The 25,098-nt window shown below is 57.4% G+C and carries 22 protein-coding genes and 1 pseudogene; 11 read left to right on the top strand and 12 right to left on the bottom strand.

The window, feature by feature from the left end; all coding sequences use genetic code 11:
- The 3 genes from ACR0BU_RS15415 to ACR0BU_RS15405 form a co-directional block, all read right to left on the bottom strand.
- A complete protein-coding gene (locus ACR0BU_RS15415; RefSeq protein ID WP_299890741.1) occupies positions 1-1,518 on the bottom strand; it encodes a tripartite tricarboxylate transporter permease in 1,518 nt (505 codons plus the stop codon).
- Between the two features lie 12 nt (positions 1,519-1,530).
- Entirely contained in the window at positions 1,531-2,070 is a 540-nt protein-coding gene (locus ACR0BU_RS15410; RefSeq protein WP_299081751.1) for a tripartite tricarboxylate transporter TctB family protein, read from the bottom strand.
- 68 nt (positions 2,071-2,138) lie between these two features.
- On the bottom strand, positions 2,139-3,083 hold the full coding sequence (locus ACR0BU_RS15405) for a tripartite tricarboxylate transporter substrate-binding protein (RefSeq protein WP_299081754.1): 945 nt from the start codon (positions 3,081-3,083) through the stop codon (positions 2,139-2,141).
- 112 nt (positions 3,084-3,195) lie between these two features.
- Between ACR0BU_RS15405 and ACR0BU_RS15400 the strand changes: the two genes are divergently transcribed.
- Together ACR0BU_RS15400 and ACR0BU_RS15395 are read left to right on the top strand one after the other, a co-directional pair.
- Positions 3,196-4,005, top strand: coding sequence for an IclR family transcriptional regulator (locus ACR0BU_RS15400; protein ID WP_299890736.1), 810 nt, complete (start codon positions 3,196-3,198; stop codon positions 4,003-4,005).
- Positions 4,002-5,348 (top strand): aminotransferase class III-fold pyridoxal phosphate-dependent enzyme, encoded by a 1,347-nt coding sequence (locus tag ACR0BU_RS15395; protein ID WP_480737973.1) that lies wholly within the window; start codon positions 4,002-4,004, stop codon positions 5,346-5,348. The genes ACR0BU_RS15400 and ACR0BU_RS15395 overlap by 4 nt, the downstream gene beginning before the upstream one ends.
- Positions 5,349-5,365: 17 nt before the next feature.
- Here ACR0BU_RS15395 and ACR0BU_RS15390 read toward each other — a convergent pair whose 3' ends face one another.
- The 8 genes and pseudogenes from ACR0BU_RS15390 to ACR0BU_RS15355 all read right to left on the bottom strand — a co-directional run bounded on the left by ACR0BU_RS15390 (position 5,366) and on the right by ACR0BU_RS15355 (position 11,809).
- On the bottom strand, positions 5,366-6,208 hold the full coding sequence (locus tag ACR0BU_RS15390) for a fumarylacetoacetate hydrolase family protein (RefSeq protein ID WP_480737972.1): 843 nt from the start codon (positions 6,206-6,208) through the stop codon (positions 5,366-5,368).
- Positions 6,209-6,226: 18 nt separating this feature from the next.
- Positions 6,227-6,982 carry an SDR family oxidoreductase gene (locus tag ACR0BU_RS15385; RefSeq protein WP_300069554.1) on the bottom strand — a complete coding sequence of 252 codons (756 nt, stop codon included), beginning with the start codon at positions 6,980-6,982 and terminating at the stop codon, positions 6,227-6,229.
- A 65-nt stretch (positions 6,983-7,047) separates the two neighbouring features.
- Positions 7,048-7,650, bottom strand: a pseudogene (locus ACR0BU_RS15380) (aldehyde dehydrogenase family protein); the annotation flags it as partial.
- Positions 7,651-7,663: 13 nt separating this feature from the next.
- Entirely contained in the window at positions 7,664-8,773 is a 1,110-nt protein-coding gene (locus ACR0BU_RS15375) for a fumarylacetoacetate hydrolase family protein (RefSeq protein ID WP_480737971.1), read from the bottom strand.
- Positions 8,774-8,777: 4 nt separating this feature from the next.
- Positions 8,778-9,608, bottom strand: a complete 831-nt coding sequence (locus ACR0BU_RS15370; RefSeq protein ID WP_480737970.1) for an amidohydrolase family protein — start codon at positions 9,606-9,608, stop codon at positions 8,778-8,780.
- Positions 9,605-10,033 carry an RbsD/FucU family protein gene (locus ACR0BU_RS15365; protein WP_480737969.1) on the bottom strand — a complete coding sequence of 143 codons (429 nt, stop codon included), beginning with the start codon at positions 10,031-10,033 and terminating at the stop codon, positions 9,605-9,607. Before ACR0BU_RS15365 ends, ACR0BU_RS15370 begins: the two co-directional genes overlap by 4 nt.
- Positions 10,023-11,075: an aldo/keto reductase gene (locus tag ACR0BU_RS15360; RefSeq protein ID WP_480737968.1), complete on the bottom strand. Its 1,053-nt coding sequence runs from the start codon at positions 11,073-11,075 to the stop codon at positions 10,023-10,025. The genes ACR0BU_RS15365 and ACR0BU_RS15360 overlap by 11 nt, the downstream gene beginning before the upstream one ends.
- Positions 11,072-11,809 (bottom strand): GntR family transcriptional regulator, encoded by a 738-nt coding sequence (locus ACR0BU_RS15355; RefSeq protein ID WP_480737967.1) that lies wholly within the window; start codon positions 11,807-11,809, stop codon positions 11,072-11,074. Before ACR0BU_RS15355 ends, ACR0BU_RS15360 begins: the two co-directional genes overlap by 4 nt.
- A gap of 83 nt (positions 11,810-11,892) precedes the next feature.
- On the opposite strand from ACR0BU_RS15355, the gene ACR0BU_RS15350 reads away from it, so the two are divergent.
- Genes ACR0BU_RS15350 through ACR0BU_RS15335 form a run of 4 tightly spaced genes read left to right on the top strand, consistent with a single transcriptional unit; the run spans position 11,893 to position 17,017 of the window.
- Positions 11,893-13,446 (top strand): UxaA family hydrolase, encoded by a 1,554-nt coding sequence (locus ACR0BU_RS15350; RefSeq protein ID WP_480737966.1) that lies wholly within the window; start codon positions 11,893-11,895, stop codon positions 13,444-13,446.
- A 44-nt stretch (positions 13,447-13,490) separates the two neighbouring features.
- Positions 13,491-15,014, top strand: coding sequence for a sugar ABC transporter ATP-binding protein (locus ACR0BU_RS15345; protein WP_480737965.1), 1,524 nt, complete (start codon positions 13,491-13,493; stop codon positions 15,012-15,014).
- A complete protein-coding gene (locus ACR0BU_RS15340; RefSeq protein WP_299081788.1) occupies positions 15,014-16,021 on the top strand; it encodes an ABC transporter permease in 1,008 nt (335 codons plus the stop codon). The genes ACR0BU_RS15345 and ACR0BU_RS15340 overlap by 1 nt, the downstream gene beginning before the upstream one ends.
- 48 nt (positions 16,022-16,069) lie before the next feature.
- Positions 16,070-17,017, top strand: coding sequence for a substrate-binding domain-containing protein (locus ACR0BU_RS15335; RefSeq protein ID WP_480737964.1), 948 nt, complete (start codon positions 16,070-16,072; stop codon positions 17,015-17,017).
- A 138-nt stretch (positions 17,018-17,155) separates the two neighbouring features.
- Here ACR0BU_RS15335 and ACR0BU_RS15330 read toward each other — a convergent pair whose 3' ends face one another.
- The gene (locus ACR0BU_RS15330) at positions 17,156-17,785 is read right to left on the bottom strand and encodes a response regulator transcription factor (protein WP_298936175.1); all 630 of its coding nucleotides are present in this window, start codon (positions 17,783-17,785) and stop codon (positions 17,156-17,158) included.
- A gap of 220 nt (positions 17,786-18,005) precedes the next feature.
- On the opposite strand from ACR0BU_RS15330, the gene ACR0BU_RS15325 reads away from it, so the two are divergent.
- The 5 genes from ACR0BU_RS15325 to ACR0BU_RS15305 are packed head-to-tail and all read left to right on the top strand — an operon-like array spanning position 18,006 to position 24,963.
- Positions 18,006-19,247, top strand: coding sequence for a pyridoxal-phosphate-dependent aminotransferase family protein (locus tag ACR0BU_RS15325; protein WP_480737963.1), 1,242 nt, complete (start codon positions 18,006-18,008; stop codon positions 19,245-19,247).
- Between the two features lie 28 nt (positions 19,248-19,275).
- Positions 19,276-20,472, top strand: coding sequence for a malate--CoA ligase subunit beta (locus ACR0BU_RS15320; protein WP_299081793.1), 1,197 nt, complete (start codon positions 19,276-19,278; stop codon positions 20,470-20,472).
- Positions 20,472-21,362: a succinate--CoA ligase subunit alpha gene (gene sucD, locus ACR0BU_RS15315; RefSeq protein WP_480737962.1), complete on the top strand. Its 891-nt coding sequence runs from the start codon at positions 20,472-20,474 to the stop codon at positions 21,360-21,362. The genes ACR0BU_RS15320 and sucD overlap by 1 nt, the downstream gene beginning before the upstream one ends.
- Complete coding sequence (locus ACR0BU_RS15310; RefSeq protein WP_480738056.1) at positions 21,362-22,333, top strand: 2-hydroxyacid dehydrogenase; 972 nt, start codon at positions 21,362-21,364, stop codon at positions 22,331-22,333. Before sucD ends, ACR0BU_RS15310 begins: the two co-directional genes overlap by 1 nt.
- Positions 22,333-24,963, top strand: coding sequence for a phosphoenolpyruvate carboxylase (locus ACR0BU_RS15305; protein WP_480737961.1), 2,631 nt, complete (start codon positions 22,333-22,335; stop codon positions 24,961-24,963). Before ACR0BU_RS15310 ends, ACR0BU_RS15305 begins: the two co-directional genes overlap by 1 nt.
- Positions 24,964-25,098 lie beyond the last annotated feature (135 nt).

Here is a 25,098-nt window from a genome sequence, read left to right as displayed (position 1 = left end):
CTACCTCAATTGGCTGTCATGCATGTCGTGATCTTCCTCGGGCTGGTGCGCGCGCCATTCCTTGATCAACGTGCGGACATGCAGCGCCAGCACCAGTAGGATCATAACAAAGAGGATGAAGGAGATCGGACGGTCGATCATGTCAAACGGCGTCTTGAGGCGGGGCAGCGCGGACCGCAGCTTGACCTCCATGATACCACCAAGAACCATTCCCAAGATGATCGGCACAATCGGCAGGTTCAGACGTTTGAGGATCAGGCCCAGCACCCCAAAACCTGCCGCAATCATACAATCGGTCAGTGAATTTCGCAGCGAATAGACCCCCACGAAAGACAAGAGCAGGATCAGCACACCCAGGAACCGTGTCGGGATCCGGATGATCTTGGTCAGCAGGTTCGTCGAAAACAGAAGAAAAACCATCACAATGACGTTCAGCGCGATCAGCGCAAAATAGAGCCCATAAACCAGATCAATATTGTTCTGGAACAGCTGCGGGCCGGGGATGACGTTGTGCACATAAAACACTGACAGCATCATCGCAGTCAGCGCTTCTCCCGGGATGCCCAGGGCCAGTAGTGGTATCATCGCAGCAGCGGGCACCGCATTGTTGGCCGCTTCGGACGCAATCAGCCCCTCGGGCGAGCCTTTACCAAAGTCATCTGGCGTTTTGGAGGTTTTCTGTGCGTAGGTGTAACTCATGAATTGGGCGGTGAACTCTCCGGTGCCGGGTATCATCCCAAGAATGACACCAAAGCCCGAAGCGACGGTCGCGACCCGTTTGTGTTTCATCAGCTCTTTGATGCCTGCGGTCATCTTGCCGCTCACCGGCTTGGCGTCCGGGCTGTTATCCGGCGCCGTCAACAAAAAGAACGCCTGGCTGAGGGCGAAAAGGCCAAGTACGACAACGATCAAGTTGACGCCCGAGCTGAGGAACGAAAACCCAAACGTGTATCTTTGGGTGTAGGTCACGGCGTCAAGACCAACGGTTTGCAGAAAGATGCCGAACATCGCCAGCATTCCGGCCGCAAATATCTGCCCGCGATGGGCCAGGATCACGAGGATAATGCCCAGTAAAGCCGCCAAAAAAATCTCTCGTGAGCCAAACATAGGCGCGATAATAGCCAACACAGGCGAGAGGAGGATCAGGCACCCGATCCCGAAAATCCCTCCCCAGAAAGAAGCGCTATAGGCCAGTGAAACAGCGCGATGCGCTTCGCCTCTTTTGGTCATGGGATAGCCGTCGTACGAGGTCAACGCATTCACTGCGGTGCCGGGCGTGTTGATCAATACAGCAGGGATTGCCCCTCCATACATTGACGATCCGTAAATTCCCAAAAGCATCGTCAGGCCGACAATCGGGTCCAGCGAGAATGTAGCAGGCAGCAGGATGGCAATCGCTACTGCCGGGCCCACGCCCGGTATCGCGCCAATGATCACGCCGCCGATTGAGCCCACGAACAAGGCCAGCATCACGTCCCAACGGGCGAGCATTTCCAGTCCTGCAAACAGGTTTTCCATCATTTGGTCCGATCAGAAATAGGTCAGCATGAACTGGCGCAATCCGTCCGGCAACGCCTCGTAGATGAGGCCGCCGGGCAGGTTCACTTTCAGCAGCGTCTTGAACAACAGAACAATCACGACGGCTGCGGCGGCCGCAGCGATCAAGGTCGAGGCACGCCGATAGCCAACGCGCCGGGTCAGCGCGATCGCAAACACGACGGTTGTCAGTAAATACCCTCCATAAGGAACGACGGCCGCGTAGGCGATGAACCAACCCGCATATTCAAGCGAGGTGATCCACAGCCAAACCTCTCTCCACCGGCCAGGGATACGTTCGGACAAAGCCGACCCTAAAAGATGGAAGGCTGCAAAAAACACCATGCAGGCCAATGAGACTGCAGGCCAGAACCGTGGTTGGGCGAACAGTTTACCACCATTCTTCCAGACGGTTTGATCGGCCAGCTGCAAAAGCAGAAAGACGGAAACGATCAGAGCGATCCACGCAAAAACGATATCACCGGGTCGGCGGTAGCGTTTGAAGAGGGATTGCAGTGTTTTGACATGCGACATGACCGACCCCAATGTGATCGTAAAACAATATGGCCGGACGGTTTAGCTGCCCGGCCACTTCGTCTGGTTTATTCAGAGAGCATCGTATCAATGTTACCCAGTGTTTGGATATCCTTGTTGATCTGATCAACGACATCTGCAGCAGGCTGCCAATAAACTGCGGCACCGGTTTCAGCTGCCAAGGCTTGTGCACGATCCGACATCACAGTCTCTTTTGCCACCGCAATGATCTTATCCTGAACATCCTGAGGGGTGTCTTTGTGCACGAACAGACCGTTCCAGAGAGAGACATCAAGACCCGGTGCCAATTCCGCTACGGTCGGCGTGTCGGGTGTCAGAGAAATCCGATCAGACCCGATCGAGGCCAGAACTTTCACGTCACTCAGGCAGGGTAGGATCAGCTGCAAAGTGGTGTTGATCACGTCCACATCACCCGACGCCAAAGTGTTGCAGTCCAAAGCATCAAATGCTGCATCAGAGGCGTAGGAAAAACCCATCTCCTTGGCCAGCCCCATAGTCACCTGCGTCGGAACAAGCGGCGCTCCGAAATGTCCGAGAACCACATCGTTTTCCTGCGCATGTGCCGCTAGACCGGCCATATCGTCATAGGGGGCGTTGCCACCGGCGGCGATAACAAACGGATAGGTCAGGAAGTTGCCAAGTGGCACGAAGGGATCAGGGTTCAGTTCCGGAATTCCGATCTGGGGACCAACAGTCGGGATCGCGATAATGAAGGATCCAACCGTATAGCCATCAGCCGGTGCATTCGCGACTTCAATGGCACCAGGGAACGGACCACCGCCGCCACCGGGCTTGTTCACGACCGCTGTCGGAACTCCGTAAGCTTCCGAGAAATCCTCGGCGATCATGCGCGTCAAGACGTCTTCAAGATCACCCGGAGGCCACGGCACGACAAACTCAACAGGTTTTTCCGGATACTCCGCCTGCGCCACGCCTGCGACAGCCGTCAAAGCCAGCGCCATGGCGGTGATTGATGTGGTGAATTTAGGCATTTTTCTTCTCCCCGCTATCGGTTCATATATTAAACCGTTGTTTCGAAAAAAAGGTTGCCATGTTAATAAATACCTGTCAAACTTTTTTTAAGATGACAGGAATTGACTGCTAATGTCCTCAGCAACCAAAACACTCGAGCTTCTGAACCATTTTACAACTGACCGACCCGAGATCGGGTTGTCGCAGCTGTGCAGGCTTGCAGGGCGGGATAAAGCGACGACCTACCGGCATCTTCAGGCCCTTGAAATGGCTGGATTTGTTGAGCAAAATCCACTTTCAAAACAATACCGCCTCGGTCCGGTCGTGTTGCATTTAGCGCATGTGCGCGAGGCTACAGTGCCTCGCAAAGCCAGCGCTCGGGCCGCTCTTGTGGCCCTTTCTGATGCAACGGGTGAGACAGCCCATGTGACGGTTCTGTCCGGCAAAACGCTCTATGCGCTGGACGACTGCGAATCCCCTCGCCACGGTATTCGCGCGGTCGTCGACATCAACGTTTTCCCGCTTCATGCGACGGCATCCGGCATTTGCGCTTTGGCGTTTGGACCAGATGAGCTTTTTGATTTTGCGGTCACTAAGTTGGAAAAATTCACCGAGACCACACCGAACACCAAGGACGAGCTATCCGAGTTGATCAGCTCTGCGCGCGAGACGGGTCTTGGCCGCGGGAACCAAAGTTTCGAGGTCGAGATCCTTGGATTGGCCGCCCCCGTCTTTGATCACACCGGGTTGCTGGCCGGGGCTGTTTCCGTCGCCAGCGTAGCGTCTCGGTTCACGCCCGAGTTGGAACAGGTCACTAAATCTGAACTTATCGTCGCCGCACGCGAGATCAGCCGCAATTGGGGCGGTACGCTGCCCAGTCATATCGAGGCCGCTTGGGCCAACTCCTTGAAACAACCGCACTCAATGGAAACCACGTCATGAAAGATTCAAATTTCCTGAAAGAGAACAACGGTCGCCTGATGTGGCATCCCATGACATCTCCGAAGGACAGCATCGACAACCCGCCAAAGATCATCACTGGTTCGGATGGCGTTAACATCACCGACATTGATGGCCACCGGGTTGTGGATGGCGTTGGTGGATTGTGGAACGTCAATCTGGGGTATTCATGTCGGCCCGTGAAGGACGCGATCACAACGCAGCTTGACCGGTTGCCATACTATTCGACCTTTCGCGGCACCTCCAACGACGTCGCAATCGAGCTGTCCTATGAGTTGGGCGAGTTTTTCAAACCCGATGGTCTCAGCCGGGCGTTTTTCACGTCAGGCGGGTCAGATTCCGTTGAGACTTCCCTGCGTCTGGCGCGCCAATACCACAAATTGCGTGACGAACCGGGGCGGGTAAAATTCCTGAGCCTCAAAAAAGGCTATCACGGCACCCATGTTGGCGGGGCATCGGTGAACGGCAACGCCAATTTCCGTAATGCCTATGAGCCGCTTTTGCCGGGCTGCTACCACATCCCGGCCCCCTATACCTACCGCAATCCGTTTAACGAGACAGACCCTGAGCGACTGGCCCAGCTTTGCGCCGCTGCCCTGGAGGACGAGATCGCCTTTCAAGGCGCCAACACCATCGCCGCAATGATTATGGAGCCGATTCTGGGCGCAGGCGGGGTCATTCCTCCACACAAGTCCTTCGCCCCGATGGTTCGCGAGATTTGCAACAGGAATGGTATCCTGCTGATCACTGATGAGGTGATCACGGCCTATGGTCGCACCGGCGCGTGGTCCGGCGCTCGGCTCTGGGGTATTCAACCTGACATGATGTGCACGGCCAAGGCCATCACCAACGGGTATTTCCCGTTCGGAGCGGTGATGCTGGGCGATAAGTTAATCGAGCTATTCGAAGGCAATCCCGATGCCAAAATCGGTCATGGCTACACTTATTCGGGGCACCCTGTGGGCGCGGCCGCAGCGCTCGCCTGTCTGGCCGAAACCAAACGACTGAACGTGATCGAAAACGCGGCTGACCGAGGCACACAACTCTATCAGGGGTGCCTGAAGCTTATGGAAAAACATGATATTATCGGTGATGTGCGCGGCGGATACGGGTTGATGACCGCCATGGAAATGGTATCAGACCGGGGCTCCAAAAAACCCGTCGATGCAGCTACCGCGTCGACAGTGCAAGAGACCGCCTACCAAAACGGCGCGATGGTCCGCGTGTCGGGACCTAACCTAATTCTCTCCCCGCCGCTCGTGCTGACGGAAACTGACGCCAGTGCCATTCTGAATGCGCTCGATGCTGGCTTTAGGGCTGCCTGACGGCGAACCGGAAACTCTCAGCCTGCCACAACACCCTGTCGCTGGACTCCAAGCCCTGCGATGCCCAGCTCGATCTTGTCGCCGGGTTTCAAATAGGTCTGCGGGTTTTGACCCATGCCAACACCGGGCGGCGTCCCGGTCGAGATTACGTCGCCCGGCTGCAAGGACATGAACTGGGACAAATGCGAAATCACATTAGCCACCCCGAAATGCATCGTCCGCGTAGAACCATCCTGATAACGGTGGCCGTTCACCTCAAGATACATTGGCAAGTCTTGCGGGTCCTTGACCTCATCCCGTGTGACCAGCCATGGCCCGATCGGGCCGAACGTATCCGCCGACTTGCCTTTGACCCACTGGCCCGAGCGATGCAGCTGAAAGTCACGTTCAGACAGGTCATTAATCACGCAATACCCCGCGACATGATCCATGGCATCAGCCTCGGAGACATATTTTGCCTCTGTCCCGATGACGACGCCCAGCTCAACCTCCCAATCGGTTTTGACCGATCCGCGCGGGATTTCAATTGTGTCATCGGGACCCATGATCGACGAGGTCGCCTTGAAGAAGATCACCGGCTCGGCCGGCAGATCCATACCCGCCTCAGCGGCGTGATCGGCGTAATTCAAACCGATGCAGACGAACTTGCCCACGTGGCCAACGCAGGCGCCGATGCGGGGCTGTCCATCGACCTTAGGCAAGCCGTTGGGATCAAGCTGGCGCAGCGTCTGCAGCCCTTCGTCGCTTAGAACATCACCCGAAAGGTCATCGATCACGCCCGACAGATCCCGAATTGCACCGTCATCGTCCAACAGGCCGGGCTTTTCCGCACCTGGTGCGCCATAGCGTAGAAGTTTCATATCGTGATCCTTTTCAACTCAGATCGTCCAGCCGCCATCGATGGCAAAGGGCTGTCCGGATGTATATTTGCTTGCATCGCTTCCAAGATACAGCGCAAGTTCCGCGATTTCGTCTGCGGTTCCAATGCGTCCCATGGGTTGCCGGGCAATGAAATCGGTCATGGCTTGTTCATAGTCGCCCGTCGCCCGCAAACGGTCATGCAGACTGGGGCTATCGACCGTTCCGGGGCAGATCGCGTTGCACCTGATGCCTTGGGTCACGAAATCGGCAGCAACTGATTTGGTTAGGCCAATAACAGCCGCTTTGGACGCGCAGTAAGCGAACCGATTTGGCACACCTTTCAAGGACGATGCCACCGAAGACATGTTGATGATCGACCCACCGCCCTGTTCAAGCATCCCCGGCAGGGTTAACCGGATCAGCCGGTACATGGCTTTGACGTTCAGATCAAAACTGAAATCCCAATCCTTTTCCTCACAGTCCAGAATTGACCCTCCGGCAACGTAGCCCGCGCAATTGAACAGGATATCCAGATTGGGCAGGCTTTCGACAGAAGTCCCTACAGCCGCGGCATCGGTGACATCCAATTTCAGCGCGGTGACACCGTCGATTGCGTCCAGTTCGGCCAGAGACGCATCGTTGATATCGCTGGCGATCACCCGTGCACCTTCAGCGGCAAAAAGCGCGGCGGTTGCCCGACCAATGCCTTGCCCAGCCGCCGTGATCAAAGCGGTCTTGCCGGACAAGCGATTTGAGGGGGTAAACTGTGTCATACCTGTTCTGTCCTTCACACTTTCTCCAGAAACAATCGATCGGGATATCCCGATAACAGTCAGGCCGCAGAAAGCGGCGGATCGATAGCCTGCGCAACAATCTCGCCCGTGCCGGGATGGACCGGGTGACCTTTGACCACAACCGCGCAGCCTGCGGCCAGCGCCGAGGCGGTATCTCCGCCCGCAGTTGCGAAAGCCAACGGGAAATTTGATGCGCCGAACACCGCGATCGGACCCAGCGGGCGTTGGATCATGCGCAGATCAGGGCGCGGCAAGGGCGCTCGATCCAGCAGCGCCTGGTCGTGGCGCATGCCCAGATAGTCACCCTGTTCGATGTGATCGGCAAGAAAGCGCAACTGGCCTACGGTGCGACCAAGCTCGCCCTGCAGACGCGCTTCGGGCAAGCCGGTTTCCTGCGTACCGATCTCGGTGATCGCGTCGCCCCGGGCGTCAATCTCATCGGCTATTAACCGGAGCAAACCCGCTCGTTCCGCCCGCGCGGACCATCCGAACGTCGCAAAAGCGTCTTCGGCTGGGTCAACTGCTTTGTCTACTAGTGCCGGTGTGTCAGCGGTAAAACCATAGCTGGGGCCGTGGGCAGGTTCCGACGCAAAGGTCGCGTCTGAACCGATCCAATCGCCAGAAATCAGGTGTTTCCCGGTCAACATTAGAAGATCTCTCTCAAATCAAGCCACGATGGGCCAGGTTTCGCATCAGATGGGACGCCCCAAACCGCCATTCGGGGCATTCCGTGGACAGGCGCACGGTATTGGTCAGCGCGCCCAATTGATCATTGGCAATCGTGACGACATCACCCAGCTTATGGGTGAACCCGCCGCCGGCCGTATCCCTGTCTTGTGTCGGTGCAAAGAGCGTACCCAGAAACAGCATCAACCCGTCGGGATACTGGTGATGACGGCCGATTGTTTGCTGCACCAAATCTGTTGGGTCGCGACTGATCTGGGACATTGATGATCGCCCATTCAGAACAAACCCATCCTGTCCAGTGACAGTCAAAGTCAGTTCAGCTTTGCGCACGTCGTCCAATGTGAAGCTGTCATCGAACAGGCGGATCATTGGCCCGATCGCACACGAGGCGTTGTTATCCTTGGCCTTACTCAACAACAGAGCCGATCGCCCTTCGACATCGCGCAGGTTCACGTCGTTGCCCAAGGTTGCGCCTTTGATCACGCCCTGCGAACTGACCGCCAGAACCACTTCGGGCTCGGGGTTGTTCCAGGTTGAGATAGGGTGCAGACCAACTTCGGCGCCATAACCCACAGAAGACAGCACCTGTGCTTTAGAAAACACTTCGGCATCCGGGCCGATGCCAACTTCCAGATATTGGCTCCACAGCCCCTCCTCGATCAACGCCTGCTTCACATCGGTGGCCGCGTCCGAACCGGGGATAATGTCATTCAAGCTGTCGCCAACCTGCTTACCAATGCGTTCGCGAATGGCCGCTGCCTTGGCAGGATCACCTGCGGCCTGTTCTTCAATCACGCGCTCGACCATCGAACCGGCGAAGGTGACTCCGCAGGCTTTGACCGGTTGCAAATCACATGGCGCCAGCCAGTAGTGCCCTGCCTCAACTGGACCTAGGGCTTCACCCGGCGCGCTGCTGACGTAGTCCGCCGCATCATCGCGCTCGAGAACGTCGCGCGTCGTCGGCGCGGTTTTTGAGGTGATGTCCAGCACCTGACCACCGCGCAATGTCACAACACACGGGCCAACGCCCGAGCGTTCAATACGCCCGAGCCACAGCCCGGCAGGATCGAGGTTCAAAGTCATCCGTTCAATTCCTGAGATGGTAGGCCCGCGCAGCATTCCCCCCAAGGATGGCATCGCGCTCGGCTGTTGTTAACGCGCTTAACAGCGTGTCGGTGGTATCCAGCCATCGTTCATACGTGCTGGCCAGGGTGCAAACCGGCCAGTCACTGCCCCAGATCAAGCGGGATGGGCCGAACGTGTCCAAAAGATGCTGCACATAGGGGTGTAGATCGCCGGTCTGCCAGTCAGGCTTGGCCTCGGTCACCAGCCCCGACAGCTTGCAATAGGCGTTGGTTTGATGCGCCAATGCTGCCATGCCATCCGCCCAGTCATCGATCAGACCATCGCGGATTGCCGGTTTCGCGCCATGGTCGATTACGACCCGCATATTTGGATGCCGTTCCAGTAGCTGACGCAGCGGGCCAAGATGCTCCGGCAGGATCAGCGCGTCAAAAGTCAGATCAAGCCGTTGCACCGCCTCAAAGGCCGGGGTCAATGCCGAGCACAACATCCAGTTCGGATCGGCAATGTTCTGAATCATTGGGCGCAAACCGACGAAAGCAGGGTGTTCGGCTAAAACGGCGATCTGAGCGTCGGCATCCGAGGCTTCGAAATCAACCCATCCGACAACGCCTTTAACAAACGGAGTCTCATCCGCAAGCGATAGCATATATTTGGTTTCGGCCACGGTCGGGGCGGCCTGAACCAGAACCGTTCCGTCGATACCCGCGCGCTGCAGCAGTGGCTGTAAGTCATCTGGCAGAAAATCGCGATAGATCGAGGCCAGATCCGGCGTTAGCCAACCATAGTCGTCCCGCGCAATCGACCAGAAGTGCTGATGGGCGTCCAGCCTCAACTGATAACACCTTTTTTCAGGATGATATTACCATACAGCCTGCGTTCTCCGGTCTGAACAATCACATAGGCCGAGGCCGCGCGTTCATAAAAGGCAAAACGCTCCAGCCCCTGCACAGGCACCGGGTTGTCGGCCACCTCATCTATGATGTTTTGAAGATCCGCCACCGCATCGGGCACGATATCCGGTTCGCCCACAACCTGCATCGTCAACGCCGGGTTAGGCACAAAACTGTCCAGTGGCATTACCGATAACACAGCGCGCAACACCTCACTGGCAGTGGACCCGTCAGCCCGAATGCATTCGGGCCCAACGCTGGTTCCTGGAAAATTAGCATCTGCTATTACGATGTCATCCCCATGTCCCATGGCGCGCAACGCATGCAACAGATCGGGCGACAAGATCGGGTCGATGTTACGCAGCATTGGCAGCCTCCTCAGGCAAGGGCGCGTCAGGGCGGATGAACCCCTCGTCGCGCAAATCGGACCAAAGCGCCGCCGGAATTGCCCGTTCCATCAGCGCCACGTTGGATTGCACTTCGTTTGCGCTGACGGCACCCGGAACCACGGTTTTGACGCAGGGATGACCCAGAACAAATTGCAGTGCTGCCGCTATTAACGGAGTGTCATGTGCGGCACAGACGGCTTCGATCTTACTGACCCGGCCAAGGATTTCGGCAGGGGCATCGGCATAATTGTACTTTGCACCGGGAACAGCGCCCGTGGCCAGAATTCCCGAATTATAGGGCCCGCCAAGAATGATGCCGACGTCACGCTTTTCGCATAAAGGCAGAAAGCTGTTCAACGCCTCTTGTTCCAAAAGCGTATAACGCCCCGCCAGCAGGAACCCGTCAAAATCGCCCAGCCCCAGCAGCTTTTCACAAACCTGCCACTCATTGACGCCTGCGCCAATGGCCGCGATTTCACCCGCATCGCGCAGCTCGGTCAGCGCGCGATAACCACCGCCATCAAACAGCTCACGCACTTTGGCATCGGACATTTCCTGACTGCCCTGACTGAAGATGCAGACATCATGGACCAGCAAAATATCAGCATTTGCCACACCAATCCGTTCCCGGCTCGCCTCGTAAGAGCGCATGACGCCGTCATACGTGTAATCGAACACGATCCGTTTCTGGGGAACGTCGACAAACGCCTCCGGAGTGACCTCATGCGGGGCGCAATCCAGCAGCAAGCGTCCGATCTTAGTTGAGAGCTGGATGTTGTCGCGTCCAAAGCGTTTGACGGCCTCACCGACCCTGAGTTCCGACCGACCCAAACCGTATTGCGGGGCGGTGTCAAAGAAACGGATACCGGCATCAAAGGCGGCTTGAAGCGAGGCCTGCGCGTCCTCGTCCGACACTTTGCGATAAAGGTTTCCCAGCGGTGCACCACCAAACCCCATCCGGGTCAGAGGAACCGGTCTGGATGTGCGGCTGTTCAAAAGCTCAGTTTGTGAAACGGTCATCCTGCCTCTCGGGTGTGCTGGGAACTGAGATTAAACAGTTCTGGTTTTTCCTGCTGAAGCACTTCGATGCGCGGCATCAACTGCCCGAGATGAAGGCGCATCGCCTCTTGCGCATTTGGTACATTCTGCGCGTGGATTGCATCCAAGATCACGCGATGCTCGGAAATGGTTTCGGCAATACGTCCCGGCGTCGGCAAAAGCAGCATCCGCGCCCTGTTCACCTGTAGCGAGACGGTCTGCGCCACATCTGGCAGTTTCGAGATACCGGTAAACTCCATCAACAAAGCGTGGAATTCTTCGTCCGCCTGATAGAAGCCGGGAACATCCTCATCTTCGATCAACAGTTCCTGCAATCGCATATTGCGGCTGAGTTTTTTGCGCTGCTCATCCGTCAGATCACGCGCGACCTTGGCGACAGCAGCCAATTCCAACGCCTCGCGCAGAAAAGCGCCTTCGCGGATTTCGATCATCGAGAAATAGGAAACGCGCGTACCAGATTGCGGCACCACATCAACAAGTCCTTCGGCGGCAAGCCGGGCAATCGCCTCGGACACAGGCGCGCGCGAAACACCAAGGCGGTCGCAGATAGGCGCCTTTCTGAGGATCGCGCCCGGGGGGAAATCCAAATTTAGTATGGCCTGTTTGATTGCAAGATAGACGCGCTGCGCCAGCGACCCCTCAATCGTTGAGATGTCTTGCAAAAGGGTGGCGTCAATATCCTGGGGTTTGGTCATGGGTTCCGATCTAGCATACTAACATGTTAGTTGACAAGTAAGTGTTTTCAGCTTAGCAGTTTGGCCAAGCAAGCGGAAAAACAATGCAAGCACACGACGATTTCAAGGGCTTAATGCCGACAATACGCGATGTGGTCAGACTGAACCCGGCTGACAACGTTGTTATTGCGTTGCGGGACCTGCCCAAAGGGGGTCACCCCGCTGGTGTCCCGACGCCCCTACCCGGTTCCGTTTCCCGCGGCCACAAGATTGCCATCGCACCAATTCCAGCGGGCGAAAACGTGCTTCGATATGGGCAGATCATCGGTCAGGCCAAGTCAGACATTGCGCCGGGCGAACATATCCATATGCACAATCTTGGCATGGGGGATCACCATCAGGATTACGCGTATGCCAGCGCCAATACGCCGTTGGCCGGCATTGACGATAGCCGGACATTTCAAGGCTACATCCGCGCGGACGGCAGAGTTGGGACACGCAACTATCTCGGCATTCTGACGACCGTGAACTGCTCGGGCTCTGTTGCACGCTTTATTGCCGAGGCAGCGGCGAAATCCGGTCTTCTGGATGAATTTCCCAATGTGGATGGGATCGTGCCCATCGTCCATGGCACCGGGTGCGGCATGTCCGGCAAGGACGAGGGTTACGCCACCCTGTTCCGCACACTCGCCGGATACGCACAGCATCCGAATTTTGCAGGCATCCTCCTGATCGGGTTGGGATGCGAGGTGATGCAGGTGGCCGATCTGGTCGGCGGCCGTCCGATCCGGTCCGATGGCGCGCTGCGTTATATGACCATTCAGAACGAAGGCGGCACACGTCGCACGATTGAGCGTGGTCTGGATGAACTGCGCGGCATCGCCCAACTGGCCAATCAGGCCCAGCGTCAACCGGCACCCATCAGTCAAATCACAGTAGGGATGCAGTGCGGCGGGTCGGATGGGTATTCCGGGATCACGGCGAACCCGGCCCTGGGATACGCCTCGGACCTGTTGGTGCGCCATGGGGGCACGACCATCCTGTCGGAAACATCCGAGATTTATGGCGCTGAACATCTTCTGACCCGGCGGGCTGAAACCGTGGACGTTGGCAAAAAGCTGATCGACCGCATTCGTTGGTGGGAAGATTACACAGAACGCAATGGCGGTGAGATGGACAACAATCCAAGCCCCGGCAACAAACGCGGCGGATTGACGACCATTCTGGAAAAATCACTGGGGGCTGTCGCCAAAGGGGGCACAGCACCTCTGCGTGACGTCTACAAATTCGGTGAGCGCATCGACACAAACGGGTTTGTCTTCATGGACAGCCCCGGGTTTGATCCGTGTTCGGTCACCGGCCAGGTGGCATCAGGTGCAAACCTGATCGTGTTTACCACCGGGCGCGGCTCGGTTTCCGGCTATCAACCGACACCTTGCATCAAACTGTCGACGAATTCGGAAATGTACGCACGCATGGCCGACGACATGGATCTGAACTGCGGAGACATCGTCACCGAAGGCGTCAGCATCGAGTCCAAAGGCGAGGAACTGTTCGAAATTCTGATCCGCGTCGCTTCCGGCGAAAAAACCAAAAGCGAAGAGCTGGGCTTTGGGGGTGTCGAATTCGTTCCCTGGCAAATCGGCGCGGTCATGTAGTCCGCGAACGCCCAAGGAGGGGTCAGGGGCAAATGGGAGGGAATATGTCAAAACTGGTCGATATGACGGGGATCGAAAAATACTTCCCCGGCGTGCATGCGCTTAAGGCGGTGCAGTTCGATCTTGTTCCGGGCGAAGTTCACGCGCTAATGGGCGAGAACGGCGCAGGCAAAAGCACGTTGATGAAGATCCTCTCGGGCATTTATCAGCGTGACGGTGGTACCCTGAAAATCGAAGGGCAAGAGGTCAGCCCTACTACCCCGCGCGAGGCGCAGAATCTGGGCATCGGGATCATTCACCAGGAACTGAGCCTGATGAACGATCTGACCGTGGCGCAAAACATCTTTATTGGCCGCGAACCGCGAAAGCGATTTGGTCGGCTGGACGAGGCGGCGCTGAATGCGCAAACCGCCGAAATCTTTGCCTCGATGAACCTGAACCTTGACCCCAAGACACTTGCAGGCAGCTTGACGATCGCAAAACAGCAGATGGTCGAGATCGCCAAGGCCCTATCTCATCGATCCAAAGTTCTGGTCATGGATGAGCCGACTGCTGCCCTGAATGACGCTGAAATTGCCGAGCTGTTCGTTATCATTCGTCGCCTCAAATCCGAAGGCGTAGGCATCGTCTATATCAGCCACAAGATGGACGAGTTGAAGCAGATCGCGGACCGAGTGACCGTGATGCGCGATGGTGAATATGTTGGCACTGTGAACGCGGCGGATACCCCGATCAGCAAGATCATCGCCATGATGGTGGGCCGTGAGGTCAAGGAAGAACCTCTGCAAGTGCCTGATCTGGGAACTGCCGAAGTGGCTTTGCAAGTATCCGGACTGACCCGAAATAAAGAAATACACGATGTCAGTTTCTCGGTTCAAAAGGGCGAAATCCTGGGTTTTGCGGGGCTAATGGGTGCTGGCCGGACCGAAGTTGCCCGGGCGATTTTTGGGGCTGACCCCAAGGATAGTGGCGAAATCCGGGTGCACGGCAAAACGGTTTCGATCAGATCCCCGCAAGACGCCGTTAAGGCCGGAATCGGCTATCTGTCCGAAGACCGCAAACATTTCGGCCTCGCTACTGGAATGAACGTGCGGGACAATATTGCACTGGCCTCGATGGATCTGTTTGCCAGCAAAGGTGGTGTACTGAGTGATGGCGAGATGGCCTCAACCGCGCAACAATACATCCAGCAGCTTGGCATTCGGACGCCATCGGACAGGCAAGAGGTCAGGCTGCTGTCCGGCGGCAATCAGCAAAAGGTGGTCATTGCCAAATGGCTTTTGCGCGACTGCGACATCCTTATCTTTGACGAGCCCACGCGCGGCATTGACGTGGGCGCAAAATCCGAAATCTACAAACTGCTCGAAGATCTGGCGGATCAGGGCAAGACGATCATCGTGATCTCGTCCGAACTGCCCGAGATCATGCGCCTTAGCCATCGCATCGCAGTGATGTGCGAAGGTCGGCTGACCGGGATTTTACCCGGCGGCAAAGACACCACACAGGAAGACATCATGCATCTGGCCACGCAACGGGCGGCGGCGATGCAGGTTACAGGGACAGTCTGATGACGACAGCGACGGATATCGAAAAGAAAAAGCCACTCGCCGGTTTGGCGGATAGCGGCGCGTATCAAAAGCTGCTGGCCTTTGCCAGTCTGATCGCTTTGCTGATTGGGTTCTCGGTTGTCTCACCGAATTTCATGCAGACCTCGAACATGATCGCCATTTTGCAAGCCACCTCGGTTAATGGCGTGCTGGCCGTGGCGGCAACACTGGTGATCATCACCGGCGGGATCGACCTGTCGGTTGGTACGCTGATGACTTTTTGCGCCGTCATTGCTGGCGTTGTGCTGACCTATCTGGGAATGCCGCTGTTACTTGGCGTCGCCGCCGCCATCGCCGCAGGCGCGCTGTGCGGTCTGTGCTCGGGCACTTTTGTTGCCAAGATGAAAATCCCACCCTTTATTGCCACACTGGGCATGATGCTGATCCTCAAAGGGCTGTCGCTTGTGATCTCGGGCACCCGACCGATCTATTTCAATGACACGCCGGGCTTTGATCAGATCTCGCGCGGGTCGCTGATCGGAGAGGTTTTTCCGGCTTTACCCATCCCCAACGGCGTCCTGATCCTGTTTCTGGTGGCCATGGCCGCGTCCTATATCTTGGGGCGTACGGTTCTGGGGCGCTACACCTTTGCACTGGGTTCAAACGAAGAGGCGGTGCGGCTGTCAGGCGTCAACACCGACATCTGGAAAATGCGCATTTACGCACTTGCAGGCGGTATCTGCGGGATTGGCGGCATCCTGATCGCCTCGCGCCTGAATTCTGCCCAGCCCGCCCTTGGGCTGGGGTACGAGCTTGAAGCCATCGCTGCGGTTGTGATCGGCGGTACATCCTTGTCCGGCGGCCGCGGGACCATCCTGGGCACGTTGATTGGCGCCTTGATCATGGCTGTTCTGACCAACGGTCTGCGTGTCCTGTCCGTGGCGCAGGAATGGCAAACGGTCGTCACGGGCGCAATCATCATCCTGGCTGTTTATGCCGACATGGCACGACGCAAGAAAGCCGGCTGACCGAATAAACCAACGACAAAAATCACAATTTCAGAGGAGGAACTAAACATGTTTTCACGTCGTTTCATACTGGGGGCGCTCAGCGCTGCCACACTCGCAGCCCCGGCTTCGATGGCCTCGGCTGCGGACGAAGTATACATCCCATTGGTGTCGAAAGGGTTCCAGCATCAGTTCTGGCAGGCGGTTAAATCCGGTGCTCAGCAGGCGGCAGATGAATACGGTGTCAGGATCACTTTTGAAGGCCCCGACAACGAAACCATGGTAGATCGCCAGATCGACATGCTGGCCGCGGCCCTGGCCAACAACCCCAAAGCGATTGGATTTGCAGCCCTGGACAGTCAGGCCGCTATCCCACTGCTGAAACAAGCCAGCGACGCAGGTATTCCGATCATCGCCTTTGACAGCGGTGTCGACAGCGACATCCCGGTGTCGACAGCAACCACCGACAACCTGGCAGCCGCTGGGTTGGCAGCGGATAAGATGGCCGAGAAAATTGGTGGTAAAGGCAAAGTAGCCGTGGTCGCGCATGACCAGACCAGCCGAACCGGCATCGACCGCCGGGATGGTTTCGTCAATCGCATGGCCGAGAAATACCCCGATATCGAGGTTGTGACAGTTCAATACGGGCAAGGCGATCACCTGAAATCCACCGAGGTGACAAAAGCGATCCTGACGGCCAATCCCGATCTGAATGGCATCTTCGGCACCAACGAAGGCTCGGCCATTGGTGTTGTGAATGGTGTGCAGGAACTGGGCACCGAAGGTCTGGTGATCATTGGCTATGACAGCGGCAAGGCCCAGAAAGACGCCATCAAAAGCGGCCTGATGGCAGGTGCGATCACGCAAAACCCGGTTGGCATCGGATATGAAACCGTCAAAGCGGCGATTGCAGCTGTAAATGGTGAAGACGTTCCGGCGCTGATCGACACGGGGTTTTACTACTACGATGCGTCGAATATCGACGATCCCAAGATCGCAGCCGTCCTTTACGACTAAGATCAGGTGTCACGAACAAATGGCTCGCCTCTTTGGCGGGCCATTTCTTTTGGCACAAACTTGGAAACATGAGGGACGTATCGATGATGCAGCTGGTCAGACCGCAAAACCTCCTAAAAAACCTAGGGCCTGCCTCAGCTACTCCAAAGGAGTCTTGGACGAATAGTAATACGCAATTGCCTGAGCTCGGTTCTTGACCGAGAGCTTTTCATAGATATTGGACAGGTGGAACTTCACCGTGTTGGTTGAAATCTGCAGGTCTTTCGACAGGTCTCGGTTTGACAAACCCTTGGCCAAAGCCTCGAGAATTTCGCGTTCTTTTCGCGACAGGTTGTGAATTGGATCCTGTTGCATCTTGCGCACGTCGATGAACGGAAAGACCATTTTGCCAGCTGCCACGTCTGCACATGTTTCCAGCAGGCCTTCGACCTCACCTGAACGCGGCGCAAACCCAGCAGCCCCGGCCTGCATCGCCAATCTGGGAACATCGCCGGCGGCTTCACCGTAGACGACAAATCGCGGCGCGTTTTCCTGTTCGCGCAGAACCTCGATCAATTTGGCGGCCCCCAAAACAGGAAGAGTCCAGGCGACCACACAGACCTGAACCGGGACCCGCATCACCGCACCCAAGAACCCTTCGGCCGTTGCCGAAGTGGCAATCAAAGAGAATCGCGGATCACGTTCAAAGATTTCCGACATGGCCGACAGAACCAAAGGGTTGTTGTCGGCCAACATAACGTCAATCGGATGCTGCGAAGACTCGGCCATTGTTTTTACGCCCAAAATTTAAACAAACTACCCATAAGGGTGGGTCAATTCACTGTATACATCGGTATTCTTGCCCAAATGGGTAGTTTGTTAACCACCCAATTAGATACCCTAAAGCAGTAGTAAGTTACGTTGCGCAAAGACGCAAGCATCGCTTTTCTGACCCTCAACGCGAAGTTTGGGCGTGGATTGCCACCCAGACGCTTGAGGAGGATCATCAATGACTGCCCAGATTTTTTCCCCGCTCGAAATCCCCGAGACCCTGGCAGCAGGGCCAGGACCGGGCAACACCGACGCCCGTGTGCTGCAGGCCTTTTCCGGCGCCGGGGTGGCCGATCACATGCAAGGCGACGTCTTGCGCGGCATGATCGAATGCAAGCACATGCTGCGGCAGATCTGGGGCACGTCTAACACATATACCTTTGCGGTTGCCGGAACTGGCTGGAGCGGGCTAGACACCATGTTCTCGGCGGTCATGCCTGGCGACAAGGTTGTTGCCTTCTCAAACGGCACCTTTTCAGGCATCGATGCGCTGACCCTCAGGATCAAGGCCGCAACACCACAGGAACACGCGGCCAACCCGCTGGATCCGCCGGCGGCGAGCGTGACGGTGATCGAGGTTCCGCATGGCCAGACCGTGACTGGCGAAACGGTCGAAGCCGCATTAGCCGAACACAAACCGAAATGGGCCTTCATGGCGCATTGGGAAACCGGCTCGGGCCGCATCAACGATCTGCGCGGTTTTTCAGATGCGTGTGAACGTCACGGTGCAATGGGTCTGATCGATGCGGTTTCCTCGCTGGGCGTCGAAGACTTCCGGATCGACGACTATCCGGGGATTGCTGGTTGGGCGTCTTGCCCGCAGAAAGGCCTGTGCTGTCTGCCACTGACCTATGCGCCAGTCAGCTTTACCGACGCCTATATCGACAGCCTGAAATCAACCGGTGCTTACACCTATGTCCACAACCCGATTTTCGAGGCCCGCCATTGGGGTATCGTCGACGGTCAGGACGTTGAAAAAGGCGCTTATCACCGCACCCACTCGGGCTATGCGGTCGCCGCCTTTCATGAGTCTCTGCGCCTGACGCTGCAGGATGGGTTGTCAAAGCGGTCAGCCTCGTACCGGACACACGAAAAGGTTCTGCGCGATGCAGTAACCGCGCTGGGATGCGAAGTGAAGTCGGACATGCCTAGCCTGGTGGTGCTGAACCTGCCCGCCGAACTGGCCGGGCGCGAGATGGAACTGGTTCAGAACTGCCGCGCCCGTGGCTTTGGCATCTGGCCTACGCTCAGCGCGCCGGTTCAGGTTCGGATTGGCATCCTCAATCAACTGAACCGCCAAGCCATCAGCCAGATCGTGCGCCTGTTTGCCGAAGCCATGCATGAGCTGGGGGGCCAGGTTGACTTCGACGACATCGATGCACTGCTCCAAAGCCGCTACGGCACGTCGATCGCCGCATAATTACACTGCATAAACGGGAGGAATGCAGATGGACATTCATGAGTATCAGGCAAAAGAAGTTCTTTCGAATTTTGGTGTCGCCGTCCCATCTGGTGCGCTGGCCTACAGCCCGGAACAGGCGGCCTATCGCGCACGGGAGTTGGGAGGCGACAAGTGGATCGTCAAAGCTCAGGTCCATGCGGGCGGACGCGGCAAAGCTGGTGGTGTCAAGCTGTGCAACAGCGAAAACGAGATACACGAAGCCTGTGATGAAATGTTCGGCCGCAAGCTAGTGACCCATCAGACAGGCCCAGAAGGCAAAGGCATCTACCGTGTCTACGTCGAATCCGCCGTACCGATCGACCGAGAGATCTATCTCGGCTTTGTTCTGGATCGCTCCAGCCAGCGGGTGATGATCGTGGCGTCCTCGGAAGGCGGGATGGAGATCGAGGATATCTCGGCTGAGCGCCCCGACAGCATCGTGCGGTCCATCGTGGAACCCGCAGTGGGTTTGCAGGAATTCCAGGCACGCGAGATTGCGTTCAACCTGGGGCTCGAGCCTCGTCTGGTTCAGCAAATGGTCCGGACCCTACAGGGCTGCTATTCCGCTTTCAGCGAGCTGGACGCGACCATGGTGGAAATCAACCCGCTGGTCGTGACGGGAGACGACCGCGTACTAGCTCTGGACGCCAAGATGAGCTTTGACGACAACGCGTTGTTCCGGCACCCCCAGATTTCAGAGCTGCGCGACAAAAGCCAAGAAGACCCGCGCGAAAGCCGCGCTGCGGATCGTGGCCTGTCTTATGTCGGGCTGGATGGCAACATCGGCTGCATCGTGAACGGAGCCGGTCTGGCGATGGCCACGATGGACACAATCAAACTGGCCGGAGGTGAACCCGCCAACTTCCTGGATATCGGCGGTGGCGCATCACCCGAACGTGTGGCCAAGGCCTTTCGCCTGGTGCTGTCGGACAACAATGTGCAGGCGGTTCTGGTCAACATTTTTGCAGGTATCAACCGCTGCGACTGGGTTGCCGAAGGCGTTGTTCAGGCGCTGCGAGAGCTGCAGCTTGATCTGCCAGTGGTCGTGCGCCTTGCAGGGACGAATGTGGAGGAAGGCCAGAAAATTCTGGCCCAATCCGGCCTGCCGATCATCCGCGCCACAACCTTAATGGAAGCTGCCGAGCGCGCCGTTGGCGCCTGGAAGAGCGATCTGACCCAAAACACCAAGATGAGGGCCGTGTAATGAGCATTCTCCTCGACCGCGACACACGCGTAATTGTTCAGGGCATCACCGGACGTATGGCGCGCTTTCACACTAAGGACATGATCGACTATGGCACCAATGTTGTCGGCGGCGTTGTTCCCGGCAAAGGCGGCGAAACCGTCGAAAGCGTGCCCGTTTTTGACACCGTCAAACAGGCCTTTGAGGCCACCGGCGCAGAGGCGAGCCTTGTGTTTGTCCCGCCCCCGTTTGCTGCGGATTCAATCATGGAGGCCGCAGACGCAGGCATCCGCTATTGCGTTTGCATCACAGACGGCATCCCGGCGCAGGACATGATCCGGGTCAAGCGCTACATGTACCGCTATCCCAAGGACAAGCGGATGGTTCTGACCGGCCCGAACTGTGCCGGAACCATCAGCCCAGGCAAGGCCCTGCTGGGTATTATGCCGGGTCACATCTACCTGCCCGGTAATGTCGGCATCATCGGTCGATCCGGTACGCTGGGCTATGAGGCTGCGGCGCAGCTGAAAGAGCGCGGCATCGGTGTCTCGACCAGCGTCGGGATCGGAGGCGATCCGATCAATGGGTCCTCGTTCCGCGACATTCTCGAACGGTTTGAATGGGATGCCGACACAGAAGTCATCGCCATGATCGGCGAGATCGGAGGGCCACAAGAGGCCGAGGCGGCCGAATATATTCGCGATCATGTCTCAAAACCCGTCGTCGCCTATGTCGCAGGTCTGACCGCACCGAAGGGCCGGACAATGGGCCATGCAGGGGCGATCATCTCGGCCTTTGGCGAAAGCGCCTCGGAAAAGGTCGAGATCCTCTCGGCTGCCGGTGTCACGGTGGCTGAAAACCCGGCTGTCATCGGCGAAACCATCGCCCGCGTCATGAGAAAGGCAGCATGATGGTCAAACCTTCGGTTCTTGTCACCCGTCGTTGGCCCGCCGCCGTCGAGGCGCAATTGGCCGAAAACTATGATGCGGTCTTGAACACCGGGGACAAACCCATGTCCCCGGCCGAGATCCGCGAAGCACTGAAAAGCTATGATGCGGTGCTGCCCACAGTGACCGACACGCTGAACGCAGAAGCCTTGGATGTGCCCGCTGCCCAGACCAGGATCCTGGCCAATTACGGCGTCGGCTACAGCCATATCTGCGAGCCATCGGCACGGGATCTGGGGATGACCGTCACCAACACGCCCGATGTATTGTCGGAATGCACCGCCGATCTGGCAATGACCTTGCTGTTGATGGTGGCCCGCCGCGCGGGTGAAGGCGAACGTGAACTGCGCGCAGGTGGATGGTCCGGCTGGCGACCGACGCACCTTGTTGGCACCAAAGTGTCAGGCAAGACGCTTGGCATCATTGGGTTTGGCCGCATCGGTCAGGAAATGGCACGGCGCGCCCATCACGGGTTTGGCATGAAAATCCTAGTTCAGAACCGCAGCCGTGTATCGCCAGAGGTCTTGCAGCGCTGTAACGCCACGCAAATCGACACCGTGGATGAGCTGTTGCCGCAATGCGATTTCGTCTCGCTGCACTGCCCGGGTGGGGCAACAAACCGACACCTGATCAACTCACGCCGGTTGGACCTGATGAAGCAGGATGCTTACCTGATCAATACCGCACGCGGCGAGGTGGTGGACGAGTTTGCTTTGATCCAGGCGCTGATGTTTGACGTGATCGGCGGTGCCGCACTGGATGTGTTTGATGGCGAGCCACGGATCAGCCCGGACCTGCTGCAATGCGACAACCTGGTGATGCTACCGCATTTGGGCAGCGCGACCCGCGAAGCCCGAGAGGCGATGGGGTTCCGTGTCCTGGATAATCTGAATGATTTCTTTCAGGGTCGCCCGCCGCGTGACCGGGTGATCTGATGCAAGCTTTGGCTCAGGAAACTCGGCCTTCGCACGACTCTTCGACCTATGCCGAAGGGCTGCGGATCGAATTGCGGATGCTATGGCGGAACATCCTGCTGAAGCGAGCCCCGCATGTGGCCATCTGGGCCGAGGCCACGACACTGGCACCCATCCCAACAGGCCCGGCGGCAACACCATATCTGCAAGCCCTGTCCATCTGGTTTCAGCTTCTGCGCCTCATCGACGAAAACGCAGATGTGCGAAACCGTCGCCTGACCGAAACCAACGACGGCGCTGATGCGGTCGAAGGTGGGTTTGCCCAGGCATTGTCTGATGTGTGCCCGACCGCCGAGCAAACCGAAAAGTCGGCAAGCAGGCTTTTGGCTGGTCCCACGCTGACGGCACACCCGACCGAGGCAAAGCGCGTTACCGTTCTGGAGATTCACCGCCGCATCTACCGCGTCCTCGTCAGCCTTGAAACGCAGCGCTGGACGCCGACAGAACGGGCCGGGCTGCTGAACGATCTCGAAGGTGAGATCGATCTGCTGTGGTTGACCGGCGAGTTACGCCTGTCCCGCCCCAGCCTGCGGGATGAGATCGAGTGGGGATTGCAGTTCTTCCGCGACGCAATCTTTGACGCAGTGCCGCAGGTCATGGACCGGTTCGATCAGGCCTGCCTGCACGTTCTGGGCCAGACCGTGGATGCGACCCCCAAAATCCGCTTTCATAGCTGGATTGGCGGAGATCGGGATGGCAATCCGAATGTGACCACTGACATGACGGCGCTTGCCTTACAACGCGGACAAGAGACTGCGGTCGATCTTTATGATCAGGCCCTTGATCAGGTGGCCAGCAGGCTCAGCATCAGTGCCCTGATCCTACCCTTACCTCAGCCCCACGCTGCGAGATTGCAAACAATCATTGACTGTGTGCCAAACAGCACTCGAAACCCCAACGAACCATTCAGACAAGCCCTCAGCGCTATTCGCCAGAAATTAACAGACGGGATGTATGACCACATCTCACAATTCATCAGTGACCTCGATGCGCTTGATGCCGCACTTTGCGCCGTCGACGCAGCTATTCTGGCCCGCAGGCACGTCCGGCCACTGTGCCGCGCGGCAGCGGTTTTTGGCTTCCGCACCGCAACGCTGGATATCCGCCAGAATTCAACCGTCACGACCAGCGTTTTGGCTGAGATCTGGTCCATGTCCGGAACCGCCCCTGAATATGGGTCACCCGAATGGTCAGCCCGGCTGCGCGCCGAATTGGCGGATCAAAACCTGCAATACCACGAACGGGACGGATTGAGCGATCAGGCGCAGGAATTACTGGCCCTGCTGGCCCTCGTGCATTCAGTTCGGACGGGACCTGATCCAAATGCGGTGGGGCCTTTCATCCTGTCGATGACCCGCTCTGCCGACGACATTCTGGGGGTCTATCTGCTGGCCCGCTATGCGGGGTTTGGGTCGGAAACGCTTGATATTTCTGTGGTTCCTCTTTTTGAAACAATCGCCGACCTGCGCAACGCCCCGTCGATCCTGCTGGACGTTCTGAATGTGCCCCTTGCCCGCCGCAGCCTCAAAACCGGTGGTAACGTGATCGAGGTGATGCTGGGCTATTCTGACAGCGGCAAAGATGGCGGCTATTTCTGCTCGACATGGGAGCTGGAGCGCGCGCAACGCCGGATTGTCACCGCGCTGGCGTCGCAGGGCTTTTGGGTCGCGTTTTTTCATGGGCGTGGCGGTTCGGTCAGCCGTGGTGGCGCACCCACCGGACGCGCCATCGCCGCACAACCCAACGGAACCATTGCGGGACGTTTGCGGGTCACTGAACAGGGCGAAGTCGTGTCGACCAAATATGCCAATCGCGGAACGGCAGCTGCGCATCTGGAGTTGTTGCTCTCCAGCACGCTGCGCCACACGGCCGACCAGAACGAACCCCTGCTGCGGCCAGAATTCGATGACGCGCTGGATGCGTTGTCCGAACTATCGCAAACGGCCTATATCTCACTGCTGCAAATGCCAGGGTTTCTGGATTATTTCCAGCAGGCCAGCCCGGTCGAAGAACTGGCCAGGCTGAAAATCGGATCGCGTCCGACCCGCCGGTTCGGGGCGGCCAGTCTGGATGACCTGCGCGCCATTCCATGGGTCTTTGCATGGTCGCAAAACCGGCACTTGATCACTGGTTGGTATGGGTTCGGCTCTGCTATGGCCAGCTTTCGCAAGTTTCGCGGCGCGCGCGGCGACGAGGTGTTGCAGGATCTGTTTCAGCACTCGCGCCTGTTCCGCCTTGCTGTCGATGAAATGGAAAAATCGCTTTATCAAACCGATCTCGACCTTGCTGAACAATATGCGGGTCTGGTGCAGGATGCCGATATTCGCACCCGGATTTTCAGGATCATTGCTACAGAATATACCAATGCCTCCACCGCAGTGCAGTTTCTGACCGGTGGTCAGGCCATAGGGCACCGCTTTCCACGTTTGTGCGAACGGTTCGATCGCAAGCGGGCAGAGCTGACCCGCATTCACACGCTGCAGGTCGATTTACTTCGCCAAGCCCGTGATGAGCCTCAGGCTGGAACGGTTCCGGTTCCACTCTTGCAATCCATGAACGCCATTTCAGCCGGTCTCGGTTGGACCGGTTGACCCGTACGAAGGAGATCCGACGTGAATGCACCCCATCGAAATGACGGTTTTTTCACCCAGTCCCTATCTGATCGTGACCCTGAGCTTTATGGCTCGATCACGTCCGAGCTGGGTCGCCAGCGTGATGAGATCGAA

It is taken from the genome of Ruegeria sp. CK2 (genome assembly GCF_056536585.1).
This window is presented reverse-complemented; position numbering and strand designations above follow the sequence as displayed.